This is a genomic window from Bordetella trematum (genome assembly GCF_900078335.1).
GTDB lineage: Bacteria > Pseudomonadota > Gammaproteobacteria > Burkholderiales > Burkholderiaceae_B > Bordetella > Bordetella trematum.
In genome coordinates this window covers 90,409-107,883 of record NZ_FKBR01000019.1, presented here as the reverse complement: position 1 = coordinate 107,883, position 17,475 = coordinate 90,409, and the positions used below count along the sequence as shown (strand labels likewise).

Annotated in this window: 14 protein-coding genes; 4 read left to right on the top strand and 10 right to left on the bottom strand. The window is 68.4% G+C overall.

Annotation, left to right across the window (positions count from 1 at the left end; all coding sequences use genetic code 11):
• Positions 1-13: 13 nt before the first annotated feature.
• From A7V84_RS09235 to A7V84_RS09220, 4 genes are read right to left on the bottom strand one after another with little or no spacing between them, the layout of a single operon-like run.
• On the bottom strand, positions 14-1,672 hold the full coding sequence (locus A7V84_RS09235; protein ID WP_063939989.1) for an ABC transporter permease: 1,659 nt from the start codon (positions 1,670-1,672) through the stop codon (positions 14-16).
• A gap of 41 nt (positions 1,673-1,713) precedes the next feature.
• On the bottom strand, positions 1,714-2,661 hold the full coding sequence (locus tag A7V84_RS09230; RefSeq protein ID WP_082833059.1) for an ABC transporter substrate-binding protein: 948 nt from the start codon (positions 2,659-2,661) through the stop codon (positions 1,714-1,716).
• Between the two features lie 57 nt (positions 2,662-2,718).
• Positions 2,719-3,393, bottom strand: a complete 675-nt coding sequence (locus tag A7V84_RS09225) for an ABC transporter ATP-binding protein (RefSeq protein ID WP_170283323.1) — start codon at positions 3,391-3,393, stop codon at positions 2,719-2,721.
• Complete coding sequence (locus tag A7V84_RS09220) at positions 3,393-4,511, bottom strand: porin (protein WP_033535520.1); 1,119 nt, start codon at positions 4,509-4,511, stop codon at positions 3,393-3,395. Before A7V84_RS09220 ends, A7V84_RS09225 begins: the two co-directional genes overlap by 1 nt.
• Positions 4,512-4,692: 181 nt before the next feature.
• Here A7V84_RS09220 and A7V84_RS09215 point away from each other — a divergent pair, with 181 nt between their 5' ends.
• Complete coding sequence (locus A7V84_RS09215) at positions 4,693-5,274, top strand: cysteine dioxygenase family protein (protein ID WP_033535622.1); 582 nt, start codon at positions 4,693-4,695, stop codon at positions 5,272-5,274.
• On the opposite strand, the gene A7V84_RS09210 is transcribed toward A7V84_RS09215, so the two are convergent.
• Positions 5,271-5,660 (bottom strand): WG repeat-containing protein, encoded by a 390-nt coding sequence (locus A7V84_RS09210; protein WP_063491795.1) that lies wholly within the window; start codon positions 5,658-5,660, stop codon positions 5,271-5,273. The two genes, A7V84_RS09215 and A7V84_RS09210, sit on opposite strands and share 4 nt — an antisense overlap.
• 25 nt (positions 5,661-5,685) lie before the next feature.
• Positions 5,686-6,393 carry a FadR/GntR family transcriptional regulator gene (locus A7V84_RS09205; RefSeq protein WP_025513153.1) on the bottom strand — a complete coding sequence of 236 codons (708 nt, stop codon included), beginning with the start codon at positions 6,391-6,393 and terminating at the stop codon, positions 5,686-5,688.
• 284 nt (positions 6,394-6,677) lie between these two features.
• Between A7V84_RS09205 and ilvD the strand changes: the two genes are divergently transcribed.
• From ilvD to A7V84_RS09190, 3 genes are all read left to right on the top strand, one after another.
• Positions 6,678-8,381, top strand: coding sequence for a dihydroxy-acid dehydratase (gene ilvD / locus A7V84_RS09200; RefSeq protein WP_025513154.1), 1,704 nt, complete (start codon positions 6,678-6,680; stop codon positions 8,379-8,381).
• 102 nt (positions 8,382-8,483) lie between these two features.
• A complete protein-coding gene (locus tag A7V84_RS09195; RefSeq protein WP_025513155.1) occupies positions 8,484-9,770 on the top strand; it encodes an MFS transporter in 1,287 nt (428 codons plus the stop codon).
• Positions 9,771-9,847: 77 nt separating this feature from the next.
• Positions 9,848-11,218 carry an FAD-dependent oxidoreductase gene (locus A7V84_RS09190; RefSeq protein ID WP_063491794.1) on the top strand — a complete coding sequence of 457 codons (1,371 nt, stop codon included), beginning with the start codon at positions 9,848-9,850 and terminating at the stop codon, positions 11,216-11,218.
• Here the strand turns inward: A7V84_RS09190 and A7V84_RS09185 are convergent.
• The 4 genes from A7V84_RS09185 to kdpC are packed head-to-tail and all read right to left on the bottom strand — an operon-like array spanning position 11,215 to position 17,473.
• Positions 11,215-11,916 (bottom strand): response regulator, encoded by a 702-nt coding sequence (locus A7V84_RS09185; protein WP_025513157.1) that lies wholly within the window; start codon positions 11,914-11,916, stop codon positions 11,215-11,217. The genes A7V84_RS09190 and A7V84_RS09185 overlap by 4 nt on opposite strands.
• Positions 11,913-14,636, bottom strand: coding sequence for a sensor histidine kinase (locus tag A7V84_RS09180; protein ID WP_231886800.1), 2,724 nt, complete (start codon positions 14,634-14,636; stop codon positions 11,913-11,915). Before A7V84_RS09180 ends, A7V84_RS09185 begins: the two co-directional genes overlap by 4 nt.
• Before the next feature lie 58 nt (positions 14,637-14,694).
• A complete protein-coding gene (gene kdpB, locus A7V84_RS09175; protein ID WP_082833058.1) occupies positions 14,695-16,785 on the bottom strand; it encodes a potassium-transporting ATPase subunit KdpB in 2,091 nt (696 codons plus the stop codon).
• A 13-nt stretch (positions 16,786-16,798) separates the two neighbouring features.
• The gene (gene kdpC, locus A7V84_RS09170) at positions 16,799-17,473 is read right to left on the bottom strand and encodes a potassium-transporting ATPase subunit KdpC (RefSeq protein WP_063491792.1); all 675 of its coding nucleotides are present in this window, start codon (positions 17,471-17,473) and stop codon (positions 16,799-16,801) included.
• Between the last annotated feature and the right edge of the window lie 2 nt (positions 17,474-17,475).

The following is a 17,475-nucleotide window of genomic DNA, read 5'->3' as shown; positions in this document are numbered from 1 at the left end:
CCGCCCTCGCAGACTAACGCGCGCCGGTGCTGCGGGCCTGCAGGCGCAGGCCCGCCAGCATCAGCACCAGGCTGATGGCCACCGCCACCGTGGCCATGGCCATGCCGGCGCCGACCGAACCCTGCTCGAACTGCCGCCACACATAGATGGAGACGGTCTGCAACCCGGCCGGGGCCAGCAGCAGCGACGTGACCAGCTCGCGCGAGGCGACCGCAAACACCATCATCATCGCGGCGACCACGCTGGGCGCACTGAGGGGTAAGGTGATGCGCCACAGGGTCCGCCATAGCCCTGCGCCGTGAACCCGCGCGGCAGCCTCCAGCGTCGGCCCCAGCTGGGCAAGGGCTGCCGTGACATAGCGCATCGGATAAGGCAGCAGCAGGCAGGCATAGGAACACAGCAGGATGACCCAGCTGCCATAAGGCGACAGCGGCCAGAACGACTGGTTCCAGGCAAGGATCAGGCCCACCCCGACCACCACCCCGGGCAAGGCCGCCGGCAACAGCGCCAGGGCGTCGATGGCCCCCGCCCCGCGCAGCTGCCGGCCGGCCGACAGCCAGGCCGCCAGAAAGCCCAGCGCGCCCGTCAGCAACGCCGTGCCGGCTGCCAACGACAGGCTCGCGCCCAGGGCGTGATAACCCTCGCGATCGCCGAAGACCTCGACGAAGTTGGCCAGGCTGAGGTTGGCTGCCCGCAAGCCGCCGGAAATCGTGCCCTGCAACGCCGCGGCCACCATGCTGGCCAGGGGCGCTGCGGCCGCCAGCCCCGCCACCAGGCCGAACAGCAGCAGCACCGGCCACCGCCAGCCTCCCAGCTCGGTCTGCGCCAGCGGCACCGGTTTGCCGCTGGTGGTCTCGAAGCTGCGCCCGCGCAGCACGGCGCGCTGCACGGCATAGGCGGTGAGCGCCAGGGCCACCAGCACCAGCGACAGCAACGCCGCGCCGGACAGATCGATCGGCCAGTCGGCCAGGCGTCGTTCAATCGCCGTGGTGAGCACCGACACGCCGGCCTGCGCGCCCAGCGCTGCCGGCACGCCGTACTCTTCGATCGCCAGCGTGAAGGCCAGCAGCAGACTGGCCGCGATGGCGGGCAGCGCCAGCGGCAGGCTTACGCGGACAAAGGCCGCGCAGGGGCCCGCCCCGCTCACGCGCGCCACCTGGGCCAGCCGCCCGCCGCTGGCGGCCATGCTGCGCGAGACGGCGAAATACACCACGGGAAACGTGCTCAGCCCCATGATGAGGATCACCCCTGCACGCGAGTGCAGCAGCCCGCCCAGATCGACACCGGCCAGTTGATACAGATAGCCGCGCGGCTGCAGGGCCATGGTCCACGACAGCGCGGCGATATAGGGCGGCAGCAGAAACGGCAGCAGAAAGGCCAGATCCCAGAGCCGTGCGCCTGGCAGGCGGCACAGCCCGCGCAAGGTGCCCAGCGGGATGCCCAGCACAGCAGCCACCAGCGCCACGCCCAGGCCCAGGGCGACGGTCTGGCCCAGCAGCGACAAGGTGCCCGGCTCGCTGAGCACCTGCGCCCAGTTCGAGAAAGCGCCTTGCAGCGAGCCCTCGCCCAGGCGCGGAAACACTGCCTGCAGCGCCACGAAGCCCACCGGCAGCGCCACCAATACCAAAAGCGCGGCCAGGACCAGGGCCGCCAGAAGAAAAAGGCTTTTCATGGGTTGCGGCGCGCGCCGCACGGGCGCGCGCCCTCCTGCGATCAACGCGTGCCGAACAGCTCGGCGAAGCGCGCCAGGGTGGCCTGACGGGCGCCGGCGCCCTGCGTCTCGTCGGGAGTGAGCACCTTGATCTCGCTCAGCGGCGGGCGGCGCGCCGGCACATCGCTGCGGGCCGGAATCAGCCAGGCATCGGCCACGGCGGCCTGCCCGGCTTCGGACAGCACATAGTTGACGAAGGCGCGCGCCTGCCCGGGCGACTTTGCGGACTTCAGGATCATCATGGGCCGGGGCGCAATGACCGTGCCACCGGTGGGAAAGATGACCTCGATGGCCTCGCCCTTGCCCATGCTGGCATAGGCGACATAGTCCACGGCCCCGAACACGGCCGCGCGCGCGCCCTGCAGCACCGGCGCCAGCGCCTGGGCGTTGGGGCCGGAGACCGTCATGCCGTTATCGCGCAGTTCGGCCAGCAATTTCCAGAAGGCATCGCCCTGCGCGCCCTGCAGGCCCAGCAACAGGTCCAGCGAGGCGCCCGAGAGCGCCGGGTCGGGCATGGTCACCATCTGACGGTAAGCCGGCCTGGCCAGATCGGCCCAGTCGGTGGGTTTGGGCGTATCGGTGCTGCGGTTCCATACGATGCCCAGGGCCGAGACGCCCTGCGCCACATAGTTGGCCGCGCGCAGCGACGCCGGCACCTGCGCCGCGTTGACGCTCTCGTGCGCCATCAGCAGACCGCGCGCGTCCATATCCAGTGCGGTTTCCCAGGAAGCGGAGATCAGCACGTCGGCGCGCGGATTGGCGGCCTCGGCCTCCAGCCGGGCCATGACCTTGCCGGTGGTGGCCTGGAATACGTCCACGCGCACGCCGGTCTCCTTGGTGAACCCTTCGGCCAGGTGCTTGATCAGGCTGCCAGGGCCGGCGGTGTAGACCGTCAGCGTACGCGGCTCGGCGGAGCTGGCGCTGCCCGCAGCGCCCAGAGTCAGTGCCATAAGAAAAGCCATCAAGGGCTTGTGTGAAAACGGGGTGATCATTTTATGAATCTTCCATTAAGGATTTGCGACAGCGACGATGCGGCCGGCCTCCATGCGCGCGACCCGATGGGCCAGGGCATACGCCTCATCGTGGTCATGCGTCACGTAGACGGCGGTCGTGCCCAGACGGCGCAGCAAGGCACCGATCTCGCGGCAGAGCGATTCGCGCAAGGCCCGGTCGAGGTTGGACAGCGGCTCGTCGAACAGCAGCAGGCTGGGCTGGGCCACGACGGCGCGGGCCAGCGCCACGCGCTGCTGCTGGCCGCCCGACAGCTCGCAGGGGCGACGCCGTTGCATGCCGTCCAGCCCCACCAGCGCCAGCGCCTCGGCCACCCGCGCCTGACGCTGGGCGCGCGGCACGCGCCGCATGGCCAGCGGGAAGGTCACGTTCTGCGCCACGTTCATGTGCGGCCAGAGCGCGTAGTCCTGGAACACCATGCCCAGGCCACGGGCCTCCGGCGGCGCGCAACCACCCGGCCCGCAGACCTCGCGCTCGCCAAACAGGATGCGACCCTGCGCGGGACGCAGCAGGCCGGCCAGGGCCTTGAGCAGCGTGCTCTTGCCGCAGCCGGATGGCCCCAGCAAGGCCAGCACCGAGCCGGCCGGCACGTCCAGGTCCACCCCGGCCAGCACCGGCTGGCCCTGGTAGGAGTGACGCAGATCGCGCACCGCGACCGAGACGCCCTGCATCAGAAGCGGTGGCGCATGCCCAGCGCCACGCCCATCTGGTTCTTGCCCGGCTCGACGTTGGCGCCATACTTGCCGCCGATCACGCTCACCGAAGACCCGTTGTCGTTCATCGCATACGAGCCCATGGCGTACAGCGTGGTGCGCTTGGACAGGTCATGTTCCACGCCCAGCACCAGCAGCGAGGGTTTCTGGTCGCCACCCGCGCCCTGCACCGCCGGGCAGGCCGCCACGTTCAGGTTGTCGCAGGTCGTGCCGTCCATGTAGTAGTAGGCCAGCGACAGATGCGTGGCCGGCGTGGCGCGATAGCGCGCGCCCGCCCAGTACAGCCGGCTGACGTAGTTGCGCTGCACCAGCTTCTGCTCCAGCCAGCGATAGCCGCCATACAGCGTGACGCCGCCGAAGTCGTACGACAGCGCCCCCAGCACGCGATCCTCGCGGTTGCTGCTGTCGGCGGGCGCGCGCGGCGCATCGGCACGCTTGGTATGGAACAGCACCGCCGCGTCCAGGCCGCCCTGCTGGTAGCGCAGGCCTGCGCCGATCATGCGGCCGGTGTTCTTGTCGCTCCAGCTCTGCTCATTGTTCCAGCCGAAGCTGTAGTACGCCCCCACGCTCAAGCCGCCGAACTTGTTGCCGTATTTGATGGCGTTGTCCATGCGATCCGAGAACGCCGGGTCGATGCGCTTGCCGCCGTAGGTGGCGTTCTGCAACGGCGTGAACTTGCTCATCCAGTCGATCATGAGCGTGTTCTGACGCCCCAGGGTCAGCGTGCCCAGGCTGCGGTCGGACAGGCCCACATAGGCCTGACGCCCGAACAGGCGCGTGCCCTGCAGCGCCTTGCCGTTGCCGGGGTCGAACCCGCCTTCAAGGGTGAACACGGCCTTCAGGCCGTTGCCCAGATCTTCGTTGCCGCGCAGGCCCCAGCGCGAACCGTTGAGGTTGCCGGAGGCCATGCCCAGGCGGCTGCCGTCCTTGGGGCCATGGTTCAGCACCTGGACGCCTGCATCGATCAGGCCATAAAGTTGTACGGTGTCGGCAGCGCTGGCCGCCGGGGTCCAGGCCAGGGAAATGAGCGGCAGGCAGCCGCCTGCGGCCATGCGGCGCAAGGGAAGGGTCTTCATCGTGGTAGGTCCTCTTTGGGATTCAATCTGAGCGCTCAGTCTAGGTAGCGACTGCTACAGAGACATGACGTTGCTGGCGCACGACGCGAGCGGGCTTGCGACCGCCCCGCCCGCCATCGCCTTGAATTCAGCCGGCAGGCTGGCTAAGGTAGCTGCCTTGGCTTTTCCCGGGATGCCCCGCATGCAAGACACCCTTTACGATGCCGCGCCGGTCGATGCCGCGGTGGCGCAGATCAAGGCCATTCTGGCCGGCCAGACCCTGACGCGGGCCGCTCTGGCCCGGGTGCTGGATACCCTGCAAGCCCTGGCCGCGCATCCCCAATGGCGCGACGCGCAACGCTATCCGGCGCCGCAGGCGCTGCAGGCCCGCTATCTGATCCACGAAGATCCCGACCGCTCATATGCGCTGTACCTGAACGTGATGCGGCCGGGCAAGAAAAGCGCCCCGCACAACCACACCACCTGGGCCTGCATCGCCGCCGCCGAAGGGGTCGAGTACAACCACACCTATCGCCGCGAGGACGATGGCAGCGAGCCCGGCCGCGCCACGCTCACGCACACCGGCACGGTCGCGGTGGCCCCGGGCGCGGGGCTGGCGCTCATGCCCGAAGACATCCATGCGGTGCAGATCGAAGGCCATGCGCCGATCCGGCACCTGCACATGTATGGACGCGCCCTGGAGACGCTGGATCGCCGGCTGGCCTTTGACCTGGCCAACGGCACCTGCCATGTCCGCGATGTCGGGGTGTCGACCCGGCGCTAGGGCCGGCGCAGCGTTTCCCAGCGCAGGCAATGCACCGAGGTATGCTCGCCCTCGCGGCTGTACCAGCAATCAAAGCCCGCGCGGGCCTCGCCATGCTCGAAGGGAAAGGCGAAATCGTAGCGGGCCGGGATGACGATGTTCAGGTCTGCGTCGTGAAAGCCGATCTTGCCGTTGTCCACGAAGCGCGCCAGTCCTTCCTGGATGTAGTCAGGTCCGTTGTCGTACAGAAAAGGCCGCAACAGCGGCCGCTGCCGGGCATCGACATAGACCCACCCCTGTGCGTCACGCTGCAGCGTGACGCCGGCGGGCAGCTGCGCTGCAGCGCTGACGCAGCAAGCCAGCACCAGCAACGCCGCGCTGACAGGGAGGCGGAAACAGGCAGCCATCTCGTGTCCGGGTGCGGGTCGCGGCCTAATCCACTTCCTTGTCGACGTGCTGCACCACCAGATCGATCACGCGCTGGGTGTTCTTGGAGGCCAGCGCCTCGATGATGGCGCAGTGCTCCTGATGCAGGGTCTGCTTGCTTTCCGGCACGAATCCATAGACGCGCCAGGCCTGTATCCAGAGCTGATGTATCTGACGTTGCAGGGCCGACAGGATCGGGTTGCCAGCCAGTTCTGCCACCTTGGCCTCGAAACTGAGATCCAGGCCGGCGTTTTCCTCGAACTCTCCCTTGGCCGTCTGGTCCTGGGCGTTCTCGTCGATCAGTTCCTTGAGCGCACGGATGCCGCCCTTGTTCACCTTGCCGGCGTATGCCTCGAAGATGGCGCGCTCGATGGCAGTGCGGGCGGCGATCAGGTGCTGCATGAAGTCATGGTCAACGCCGTGCGCCAGCAGGCCGTTGAGGCTCTCGGTGGCCGCGCCGCTGACCGGCTTCTCGACGAAATAGGTGCCGCTGCCTACGCGCGTCTCGATCCGCCCGGCCGCCTCCAGCACTTTGAGGGCCTGGCGGATGGACGAGCGGCTGACGGAAAAACTCTCGGAGAGTTCGCGCTCCGAGGGCAGACGGTCTCCGATCTGGAACTGACCGCTGTTCAGCAGGTTCTCCAGTTGCTGGCAGACCTCCTGGAAAATATCGGTGCGCTTGATCGGAAGCATGGAAAATCGCGTCTTGCTCATGATGGCCTCGGGCGAAACTAGGGATGCAGGCGCGCCAACCACTCAAGACTGGTACATCTGGGCACGGTACAGGCTGCCAAAATCTCAAGACGTGGGACTTTACCATTGTTCCCCGAAATGGTCCGTCCACTTTGCCCTGCCGCGCTTCTTTCCTGGCGTCAATCGGGGCAATCCTGGGGCAATTGGTAAGTTGTCAGACCACTTTCAGTCCGATAGCATACCAGTCAGATCGGCGCGATCCGGCTTTGCCAACGCCGCGCCACGCACCCCAGGAGAACGCAGCAATGTACCGAAGCAATTTTGAACCGGGCTCGACCCGCTGGGCCGTGCGCCGCAGCCAGTGGCGCAGCATGGGCATCCGCGAAGAGGATATGGACAAGCCCAAGATCGCCGTCATCAACACCTCCAACAGCTTGTCCTGCTGCTACGTTCACCTCGATGCCATCAGCGCCCAGGTGCAGCAGGCTATCCGCGATGCCGGCGCGCTGGCCTTCGAAGTGCGCACGGTGGCGCCCAGCGATTTCGTCACCAGCGCCGGCAAGAAGGCGCGTTATCTGATGCCCACCCGCGACCTCATGGTCAACGAGGTGGAGTGCATGATGGAAGGCGCGGTGCTCGATGGCATGATCTGTCTGTCGTCCTGCGACAAGACCACGCCGGCCCACCTGATGGCGGCCGCCCGGCTGGACGTGCCCAGCCTGCTGCTGACCTGCGGCTACCAGATCGGCGGCAAGTGTTCGAACGAAAAATTCGAGGACCAGTTCTTCGATATCGACGACGTCTATGAACAGATCGGCGCGTTGGCCACAGGCGCCATCACGCTCAAGGACCTCACCGACATGACGGACGTGGCGATCCAGTCGCCCGGTGTCTGCGCCGGCCTGGGTACGGCGAATTCGATGCATATCGTGGCCGAAGCCCTGGGCATGACGCTGCCTGGCAACTCGCCCATCTGGGCCAATGGCCGCCGCCTGAACGAGTACGCCCAGGACGCCGGCCGCCAGATCGTGGAACTGGTGCGCCAGGGCGTCAACGCCCGCCAGATCCTCACCGAGGCCGCCGTGCGCAATGCCGTGATGATGGTGCTGGCCGTGGGCGGCTCGGTCAACACGGTGCGCCACCTCGCGGCCATCGCGACCGAGGCGGAGCTGCCGATCGACGTGATCCGCCTTTATGAAGAGTACGGCCAGCGCATCAAGCTGCTGACGGCGGTGCGGCCCAACGGCCCCTTCCGCACCGAAGACCTGGAGGCTGCCGGCGGAACGCCGGCCGTCATGAGCCAGCTGACCGAACACCTGGACCTCAACGCCCTGACCGTCACCGGCAAGACCCTGGGCGAGAACATCAGCCAGGCGCGCGTCAAGGACGGGAAGATCATCCGCTCCCTGGCCAATCCGGTCAGCCAGCGCCCCGGCGTGGGCATCCTGCGCGGCAACCTGGCGCCCAATGGCGCCATCGTCAAGCTGTCGGCGGTGCCGGGCGAACGCGCCGAGTTCCGCGGGCCCGCCAACATCTATGAAGGCGAGGACGAAGCCATCGCGGCGCTGGGCGAAGGCAAGATCAAGCGGGGCGACGTCATCGTGCTGCGCAACATGGGGCCCTGCGGCGGCCCCGGCACGGTGTTCGCCTGCAGTTTCGTGGCCGCGCTCAACGGCGCTGGCATCGCGGAACACGTGGCCGTGGTCACCGACGGTGAACTGTCGGGGCTGAACCGCGGCATCATCGTCGGCCAGTTGATGCCGGAGTCCGCCGCCGGCGGTCCGCTGGCGGTGGTGCGTCAGGGCGAAACCATCCATATCGACTTCGTGAACCGGCGCCTGGACATGGACGTGCCGGCGGCCGAGATCGAGCGCCGCCTGCAGGCCTGGGAGCCGCGCGAACTGGAGCTGGGCGGCGGCAGCGGCACCTATCTGTTGCAGTATGCCCAACTGGTGCAGCCCATCGAACAAGGCGCCGTGCTCGGCAAGCGCAAGGTGCACGCCGCCTGAGCGGCGCGCTGCGCGACCGGGCACGGCCGGGCGCGCAGCGCGCCACGCAGATGCAGTACCCACGCAGCATCCATGCAGCACCCCTCTGGAGACAACCCCACCATGTCCACACAGGCACATGACAAAAAAGCCCGCAAAGCCGGGCTGGCCGCCTTCATCGGCACCGTACTCGAATGGTACGACTTCATCATCTACGGCACGGCTGCGGCCATCGTGCTCAACAAGGTCTTTTTCCCCAACACCGATCCTTTGATGGGCACGCTGGCGGCCTTCGCCACCTATGCCGTGGGTTTCCTGGCGCGTCCGCTGGGCGGCCTGGTGCTGGGCTACATGGGCGACCGGCTCGGGCGTCGCTCCATTCTGGTGCTGACCCTGTTCCTGATGGGCGGGGCCACCACGGCCATCGGTCTATTGCCCAGCTATGAAACGATCGGCGTCTGGGCGCCCATCCTGCTGGTGCTGATGCGCCTGATCCAGGGCTTTGGCGCGGGCGGCGAATATGCCGGCGCCGTGGTGCTGTCGGTCGAACACGCCCAGAAGGGCAAGCGCGGCGCGGCCGGCGCCTGGGCGCCGCTGGGCTTTGCCGTCGCCACGCTGCTGGCCAACGCGGTGTTCTTCTTCTTCCTCAGCACGCTGAGCGAAGCGCAGTTCATGGACTGGGGCTGGCGTGTGCCCTTCCTGCTGGGCGCAGCCTGCGTCGTGGTGGGCTACTTCATCCGCCGCAACATCGAAGAGCCGCCCGCCTTCGAGAAGGCGCAACAGACCGTGCAGATGGAGAAGATCGGCCTGTTCTCGGCTATCAAGCGCCATCCGCGCAGCTTCCTGATCGTGATCGGCTCGCGCATGGGCGAGAACGGCTTCGCCTACCTCTATCCGGTGTTCTGCGTGTCGTACATGGTGACGACACTGCACATGGAAAAATCGACCGCCCTGTGGGCCGTGATCCTGGCCTCCTGCGTGCAACTGGTGACCATCCCTTTCTATGGCGCGCTGTCGGATCGTGTGGGCCGCAAGAAGGTCTATCTGGGCGGGATCATCTTCTCCGTCCTGTGGCTGATCCCGTTCTTCCTGCTGCTGGATGTGGGCGCCTTCTGGGCCGTGGCCCTGGGCTTTGCCGTGGGCCTGGGCATCGCCTATCCCGCCATGCTGTCGCCCCAGGCCGCCTGGTACGCCGAGCTGTTCGACACCGAGTTCCGCCTGGCAGGCTTTGCCTTCTCGCGCGAGCTGGGATCGCTGCTGGCCGGCGGCCTGGCGCCCTTCATCGCCACCGCGCTTTATTCCTACTACCAGCACTGGTGGCCCATCGTGGTCTACATGGGCGTGATGGGCGTGTTCACCCTCATCGCCCTGGCCCTGGGACCGGAAACGGTGCACAAGGAAATCGACTGAACGCCGGGGGCCGGCGCCCCCTGCCCCCTGCCAGGCCGCGCCTCGGCTTGCGGCCTGGCCCTGCACTGGAGACCCTCATGGAACACTCACCCGGATTCCCCGACTGGCGACTGATCCACCGCTACGACAGCCTGCCTGACCTGCCGGTGCTGGCCGAGGTCGACGTGCTGGTGGTCGGCGCGGGCGCTGCCGGCGTGGCCGCGGCGACCACCGCGGCCGAGTATGGCAAATCCACCCTGGTGATCGAGAGCTATGGCTTTTGCGGCGGCGCGGCCGTGGCCGGCCTGTCCGGCACGATCTGCGGCATGTACCTCGCCAGCGACCGTGATCCGGCTCCGCAGCAGATCGTCTTCGGTTTCACCGAACGCTTTCGCGCCGCGCTCGCCCGGCGCGGCGGCGTCACCGGCCCGCAACGCTACGGCAAGACCTGGACCGTCACCCACGACCCGCTGGCCTGGAGCGAAACCGCCGATGACCTGCTGCAGGCCAGCGGCGCCCGCACGCTTTTCCATACCCGCGTCAGCGGCGTCATCATGGACGGCGACGCCTGCCGGGGCGTGGAGATCACCTCGGCGGCAGGCCGCTCGATCGTGCTGGCGCAACGCATCATCGACGCCTCGGGCGACGCCGCAGTGATTGCGCTGGCCGGCTACCCCTATGTCTTCGGCGACCAGGGTCGCATCCAGAACCCGACCATGTTCTTCCGCCTGGGCAACGTCGACGTGCCGCGCTTTCTGGATTACTGGGGCGATGACACCATCAACCCGCCCAAGGTGAGCGAGGCCATCGAAGCCGCCGACGCCGCCGCGCGCCACGCCCTGCCGCGCAAGAAGATCTGGATTTTCCCCACCACCCACCCGCGGGAGCTGCTGGTCAACGCCACCCGCCTGACCGCGCACGACGGCCGCATGCTCAATGTGATCGACCCGCAAGACTTCACCGAAGCCGAGATCCTCGGGCGACGCCAGGTGCGCGAGTACGCCGCCTTCCTGCGCGAATCGGTGCCCGGCTGCGAAGCCAGCTACGTGATGAACACCGGCGTGCAGGTCGGCGTGCGCCAGACGCGCAGCATCGCCGGGGTCCATACCCTGCGCAACGACGACGTGCTGGCCTGCCGCAAGCAAGACGACGCCATCTGCAAAGTACCGTGGCCCATCGAACTACACAGCGGCGACAAGCCCAAGCTGCACTGGCTGCTGGACGACTACTACGAGGTGCCCTACCTGAGCCTGGTGCCGCGCCAGGGCGAAAACCTCATCGTGGCAGGACGATGCCTGAGCGCCGAGCACGAAGCCCTGGCTTCGGCCCGGGTGACGGCGCAGTGCTTCGAATACGGACGGGCCGCCGCCGTGGCCTGCGTGCTGTCGCTGGACAGCGGACAGCCGCTGCGCGCCCTGCAAGGCCGCCAGGTACGCGCCGAAATGCATCGGCTGGGCAGCGCGCTCTAGCCGGCGAAACGCAGGCCCACGCCCGGCTCGGTGATGAGATAGCGCGGCGCGGTGGCGTCATCGCCGAGCTTGGCGCGCAACTTTCCCAGCAGGATGCGCAGATAATGCGTGTCCTGTTCGTGGCTGGGCCCCCAGACTGCGCGCAGTATCTGGGTCTGGGTCACCAGGCGGCCCTGCTGCTGCAGCAGCAGGGCCAGCAGGGCGAATTCCTTGCGCGTCAGGGCCAGCGGCTGGCCGTCAAGGCGCACATCGCGCTGCGTCAGATCGATGCGCAGGCGGCCGTCATCAAAGGCCACGCCCGCCGCGCCGCGCGGGCCGCTGGCGCGCAGAAAGGCGCGGATGCGCGCCATCAGCTCCTCGACCCCGAACGGCTTGGTGACGTAATCGTTGGCGCCGGCATCCAGCAGCGCAACTTTTTCGCTCTCGGCTGCGCGCACCGTCAGCACGATCACCGGCACCGACGACCAGCCGCGCAGCTCGCGCAGCACATCCAGACCGTCGCGGTCGGGCAGCCCCAGGTCCAGCACCACCAGGTCCGCGCCGCGCCCGGCCAGCAGGCTCAGCCCCTGCTGACCGGTTTCCGCCTGCAAGGTCGCATAGCCCTGCGCGCGCAGGCTGATATCAAGAAAACGCCGGATCTGCGGCTCGTCGTCGACGATGAGCACACGCGGCGCCGGCACGGTCTGCGCAACCGTCATGGTCCTTCCTCCTCCTGGGGCGCCTGCCCCGATGGCAGCGTCAGGCGCACCGTGGTCCCGACGCCCTGCGGGCCGGGCAGGGCCTGCACCTTGCCCAGGTGCGCGCCGATGATGCCCTGCACGATGGTCAGGCCCAGCCCGGTGCCCGGCTTGCCCCGGTCGCCACGCTCGACGCTGTAGAACATATCGAAAATCCGGTTGCGTTCGGCCTCCGGAATGCCGGGGCCGCGATCCGAGATGTCGATCCGCACCGTGGCCGGATCCAGCCGCCGCGCCTGCACCTCGATGGCCTGCCCCGGCGGCGAGAACTTGGCGGCATTCTCCAGCACATTGAAGAGCGCCTGTTCGACCAGAGCCGGATGCACGTGAACCAGGCCTATCGCCGGATCGACCACGATATCCACCCCGATGCCGGGCGCATAGCGCTGCAGCCGCCGCGCGGCCGAACCAAGCAGCTCGTCCAGCCCGATCCAGTCGCGCACCAGCGTCAGCCCGCCCTGGTGACCCAGCCGCGTCATGTCGAGCAGGTTCTGGATGTAGCGATCCAGTCGCTCGCCCTCGATATGGATGGTCGACAGCAGGCTGCGCTGATCCTCCGGCCCCAGATTCTGTCCGTAGCTCGCCAGGGTGTCGGCCGCGCCGATGATGGCCGACAGCGGCGAGCGCAGATCGTGCGATACCGAAGACAGCAGAGCCGAGCGCAAGCGTTCGGTTTCGCCGGTCAGGCGGGCGCTTTCCAGCTCGGCCACCAGACGCGTGCGCAGCGCCGCCTGGCCAATGTCTTCGACCATGCGCTCGGCCAGGCGGCGCTGCTCGAACGGCGGGCGGGCGGCGGCGTCGGCAAAGCGCAGACCCACCACGCCCAGCGTCTGCTGATCGGCCCGGATCGGCAGAAACCACCACGCAGAGTCGGCCAGGGTATCGGTGTGACGCCCGCTGGGCAGGCCCTGTTTGGCGCTCCAGTCGGCCGCCAGGCGGTCTTTCTCGCTCAGCTGGGCTGCGGCCGCGGGCGGGCCGCTGACGTCATCGATGCGGATCCAGGCCTGCGCGCGCAACGTCGACTGAAGCACGGCCGACCCTGCGGCCACGACCTCGCCCAGATCGGCCGCATTGGAAAGCTTGCGCCCCAGGGTCTGCATGGCGGTGGCGTGGGTGTTGGCCGCGCGCAGCGCCACCACCTGCATGCGCAGCCGTGAGGCCAGCCTCCCGGCGATCAGCGCCGCCCCCAGAAAGAGCAGCACCGTGGCCACGCCGCGATGCGCGCTGATGCGCAAGGTCAGACGCGGCTCGATGAAGAAGAAGTCATAGGCCAGAAAGCACAGCACGGCCGTGATCACCGCCGCCGCCATGCGGCTGCGCGACGCCACCAGGATGACGGCCACCAGAAACACCAGAGACAGATCCTGCAGGCCGGCGAAGCGCTCGGCCAGCGCAGCCGCGACCACGGCTCCCAGGCTGGCCAACAGGATGAGGGCGGCCTCGCGCCAGCCGGCACGCGCGCCGCCATCGAGCTCCCATTGCGCCGCGCGACGCCGGATCTGCGGGGTGCTGATGATGGTGAGCTCATAGCGCGCGCCACGCTGAAGCAGCTGCTGGGTCAGGGTGCGGTTGAAGATGCGCGCGATGGGCCGCTCGCGGGTGCGCCCGATGACCAGGGCGCGCGCGCCGCGCAAAGCTGCCGCGTCCAGCAGCGCCTGGGTGACATCGGTGTCATAGAGCACCTCCGTATCGCCCCCCAGGCTGCGCGCCAGCGCGAAGGCCCGGTCTATCTCCAGCTGGCGCGCCTGCTGCGCCGGCGGCGGCGAGCCGCCGGGTGTGCCGGCCGGGCTGCTGCGACCGGTATCGACCGTGACCACCGACCAGGGCGCGCCGCGCCGCTCGGCAATGCGCGCGCCAGCGCGCACCAGGTACTCGGAGTGGCCTGCGCCATCGATGGCGATCAGGACATGGCGCTGCATGGCGATGCCGGGCAGCCCGCGCGCGGCGCGCGTCTCGCGCAGGTCGGCATCGACCAGGTCGCTGACGGTCTGCATGGCCAGCTCGCGCAGCGCCGTAAGGTTGGATGGCGAAAAGAAGGCCTGCAGCGCGCGTGCGGCCTGTTCGGGCAGATAGACCTTGCCCTGGTTCAGACGCTCGATCAGCTCGCGCGCCGGCAGATCCACCAGGCGGATATCGCGCAGGGACTCGAACAGGGCGTCGGGCACGGTCTCCGTGACCCGGACCCCGGTGATCTGGCGCACCACGTCGTTCAGGCTTTCCAGGTGCTGGACGTTGACCGTGGTATAGACGTCGATGCCGGCGTTGAGCAGCTCTTCGACGTCCTGCCAGCGCCGTTCATGGCGGCTGCCCGGAACGTTGCGATGGGCCAGCTCGTCGACCAGCGCAATGGCCGGGCGACGTGCCAGCAGACCGTCCAGGTCCATCTCCAGCCGTTCACGCCCCTGATGGAGCATGCGCCGGGGCGCCAGGCTCGGCAGGCCCTCTACCAGCGCCTGGGTTTCCTGACGCCCGTGCGTCTCGACCACGCCGATCAGCACGTCCAGCCCCTGGCGGTGCAGTTCGCGCGCCCGTGTGAGCATGGCGAACGTCTTGCCGACCCCGGGCGCTGCCCCCAGGAATACGGTCAGGCGTCCGGCCGCCTGGCGGCGCAAGGTGCCGATCAGTGCGTCGGCCTGGCGGCTGCGATCATCGCCCATCCCTGGATCCCTCTGCGGTTGCATGCCGGCCCGCCTGTCGCAAACCGGCTGCGGCTACTGTAACGCCACTGGCGCGGCCTGTTCAGAAAAATGGCGTCAGCAGCATGTCAATCAGCTTGATGCCGATGAACGGCGCCACCAGTCCGCCCAGCCCGTAGATGAACAGATTGCGCCGCAGCAGGCGTTCGGCCGGCTCGGCGCGGTACTTCACGCCGCGCAGCGCCAGCGGCACCAGGGCGACGATGATCAGCGCGTTGAAGATGACCGCCGCGAGAATGGCCGAAGCAGGACTGTGCAGGCCCATGACGTTGAGCGAGGCCAGCGCCGGATAGGTGGCCACGAAGGCGGCCGGAATGATGGCGAAGTACTTGGCCAGGTCGTTGGCGACGCTGAAGGTGGTCAGCGCGCCGCGCGTCATGATCATCTGCTTGCCGACCTCGACCACCCGCAGCAGCTTGGTCGGGTTGCTGTCCAGATCGACCATATTGCCTGCCTCCTTGGCCGCCTGGGTGCCGCTGTTCATGGCCACGGCCACGTCGGCCTGCGCCAGGGCCGGCGCATCATTGGTGCCGTCGCCGGTCATCGCCACCAGGTGGCCCTGGGCCTGGTACTGGCGGATCAGGCGCAACTTGTCTTCGGGGGTGGCCTCGGCCAGGTAGTCATCGACCCCGGCATCGGCGGCGATGGCCGCCGCCGTGAGGGCGTTGTCGCCCGTGATCATTACCGTCTTGATGCCGATGCGCCGCAGCTCGGCGAACCGTTCCTTGATACCGCTTTTGACGATGTCCTTGAGTTCCACCACGCCCAGCACCCCGGCGCCATCGGCCACCACCAGGGGGGTGCTGCCGCGCTGCGCCACGCTTTCGACGGCGCGCGCCACGCTGTCGGGAAACGCGCCGCCGGCGCGCTCGATATGCTGGCGGATGGCCGAGGCCGCGCCCTTGCGCAACTGACGCATGCCCAGATCCATCCCGCTCATGCGGGTCGCGGCGCTGAAGGCGATCGCCTGTGCGCCGGCCGGCGGTCCGGCCAGCGCCGCTTGCGGCAGTTCGAAGCGGCGCCGGGCCAGCGCCACGATGGAGCGCCCCTCGGGCGTTTCGTCGGCCAACGAGGCCAGGCAGGCGGCTTCGGCCAGCTCACGCTCGCTCACGCCGGGCGCGGCGAGGAAAGACGCGGCCTCGCGGTTGCCCAGGGTGATGGTGCCGGTCTTGTCCAGCAATAGGACATCGACATCGCCGGCCGCCTCGATGGCGCGTCCGGACGTGGCCAGCACATTGGCCCGCATCATGCGGCTCATGCCGGCAATGCCCACGGCCGACAGCAGCGCGCCAATGGTGGTCGGGATGAGGCACACCAGCAGCGCGATCAGCACCGTCAGGCTGACGGTCTGGCCGCTGCCGTTGAGCAGCACGCTGAAGTAGGAGAATGGCAGCAGCGTCACGCACACCAGCAGAAAGATCAGCGTCAACGCCACCAGCAGGATGGTCAGGGCCACCTCATTGGGCGTCTTGCCGCGCCGCGCGCCCTCGACCATCGAGATCATGCGATCCAGGAAAGCCTCGCCGGGGCGCGCCGTCACGCGCAGGATGAGCCAGTCGGACAGCACCCGCGTGCCGCCCGTCACCGAGCTCAGGTCGCCGCCCGACTCGCGGATCACCGGCGCGGACTCGCCGGTGATGGCGGACTCGTCGACCGACGCCACACCGACGACCACTTCGCCATCGGCCGGGATGATCTCGCCGGCGTTGACCAGCACGTAAGCGCCCACCGTCAGGGCATCGCTGGGCACCTGCGTCACGGTGCCGTCGCGCTGCGGCGCATCGAGCACCTTGGCCATGACCGCGCGCCGGGTGGCGCGCAACGCCTGGGCATGGGCCTTGCCGCGCCCTTCGGCGAGAGCCTCGGCGGCATTGGCGAACAGCAGCGTGAACCATAGCCAGGCGGCCACCGCAAAGATGAACCCGGCCGGGGCATCGCCCTCGCCTCCCAGCGCCTGGAGGCCCAGGAGCGTGGCCACGATGCTGCCGACGTAGACCACGAACATGACCGGGTTCTTCATCTGGTCGCGCGGCGAGAGCTTGCGCACGGCCTGCCAGGCTATGCCGGTCCAGGCCGGCCGGGAGGTATTCAAAGGAGCGCCGTGGGTGGCGCGGGCCGCTTCAGAGTGAGACATGATGGCACCTGCGTTATTGATTCCCGAGACGGGCTGCGCCCGCTTCATCCAGGGCAAGGTTCAGTTCCAGCACATTGACCCGCGGCTCGCCCAGCAGGCCGAACTGGCGCGTCTCGCTGTGGCGGGCCAGCAAGGCCAGCACCGCCTGCTCGGGCCACTGGCGGGCTTGCGCCACGCGCGCGGCCTGCAGCCGTGCATTGGCCAGGGAAATGTGCGGATCCAGCCCGGAGGCCGAGGCTGTCACGGCATCGACCGGCACCGCCTGTGCGGCATCCAGGCCGTTCTCCTGGCGATAGGCCGCTACCCTGGCGGCCACATCGCCCAGCAACTGGCGGCTGAGCGCGCCCTGATTGCTGGCGCCGCTGGCCGCCGCGTTGTAGGGCTGCGGCACACTCCTGGCCGGGTCGGTCGGGTCCACCCCCTGAGTGGCGCTGGGACGGCCATGGAAGTACTGCGCCTGGCTGAACGCCTGGCCGATCACCCGCGAGCCTACGGGCACGCCGTCGCGCAGCAGCAGGCTTCCCTGGGCCTGGGCGGGCCACAGCATCTGGGCCGCCCCGGTGGTCGCCAAGGGATACACGATGCCGGTGACCACCATGAAGAAGACGGCCGAGATCAGGGCCGGACGCAGCAGGCCCCGCGCAGCGGGCCTTGCATGGGCGGAGCGGGCATTGGCTTGGTTTGACATGA

What these genes read in the sequence shown, in the direction of transcription:
- A7V84_RS09235 (WP_063939989.1), bottom strand. Translation starts at nt 1,672, where the DNA reads ATGAAAAGCCTTTTTCTTCTGGCGGCCCTGGTCCTGGCCGCGCTTTTG.
- A7V84_RS09230 (WP_082833059.1), bottom strand. Translation starts at nt 2,661, where the DNA reads ATGGCACTGACTCTGGGCGCTGCGGGCAGCGCCAGCTCCGCCGAGCCG.
- A7V84_RS09225 (WP_170283323.1), bottom strand. Translation starts at nt 3,393, where the DNA reads ATGCAGGGCGTCTCGGTCGCGGTGCGCGATCTGCGTCACTCCTACCAG.
- A7V84_RS09220 (WP_033535520.1), bottom strand. Translation starts at nt 4,511, where the DNA reads ATGAAGACCCTTCCCTTGCGCCGCATGGCCGCAGGCGGCTGCCTGCCG.
- A7V84_RS09215 (WP_033535622.1), top strand. Translation starts at nt 4,693, where the DNA reads ATGCAAGACACCCTTTACGATGCCGCGCCGGTCGATGCCGCGGTGGCG.
- A7V84_RS09210 (WP_063491795.1), bottom strand. Translation starts at nt 5,660, where the DNA reads ATGGCTGCCTGTTTCCGCCTCCCTGTCAGCGCGGCGTTGCTGGTGCTG.
- A7V84_RS09205 (WP_025513153.1), bottom strand. Translation starts at nt 6,393, where the DNA reads ATGAGCAAGACGCGATTTTCCATGCTTCCGATCAAGCGCACCGATATT.
- ilvD (WP_025513154.1), top strand. Translation starts at nt 6,678, where the DNA reads ATGTACCGAAGCAATTTTGAACCGGGCTCGACCCGCTGGGCCGTGCGC.
- A7V84_RS09195 (WP_025513155.1), top strand. Translation starts at nt 8,484, where the DNA reads ATGTCCACACAGGCACATGACAAAAAAGCCCGCAAAGCCGGGCTGGCC.
- A7V84_RS09190 (WP_063491794.1), top strand. Translation starts at nt 9,848, where the DNA reads ATGGAACACTCACCCGGATTCCCCGACTGGCGACTGATCCACCGCTAC.
- A7V84_RS09185 (WP_025513157.1), bottom strand. Translation starts at nt 11,916, where the DNA reads ATGACGGTTGCGCAGACCGTGCCGGCGCCGCGTGTGCTCATCGTCGAC.
- A7V84_RS09180 (WP_231886800.1), bottom strand. Translation starts at nt 14,636, where the DNA reads ATGCAACCGCAGAGGGATCCAGGGATGGGCGATGATCGCAGCCGCCAG.
- kdpB (WP_082833058.1), bottom strand. Translation starts at nt 16,785, where the DNA reads ATGTCTCACTCTGAAGCGGCCCGCGCCACCCACGGCGCTCCTTTGAAT.
- kdpC (WP_063491792.1), bottom strand. Translation starts at nt 17,473, where the DNA reads ATGTCAAACCAAGCCAATGCCCGCTCCGCCCATGCAAGGCCCGCTGCG.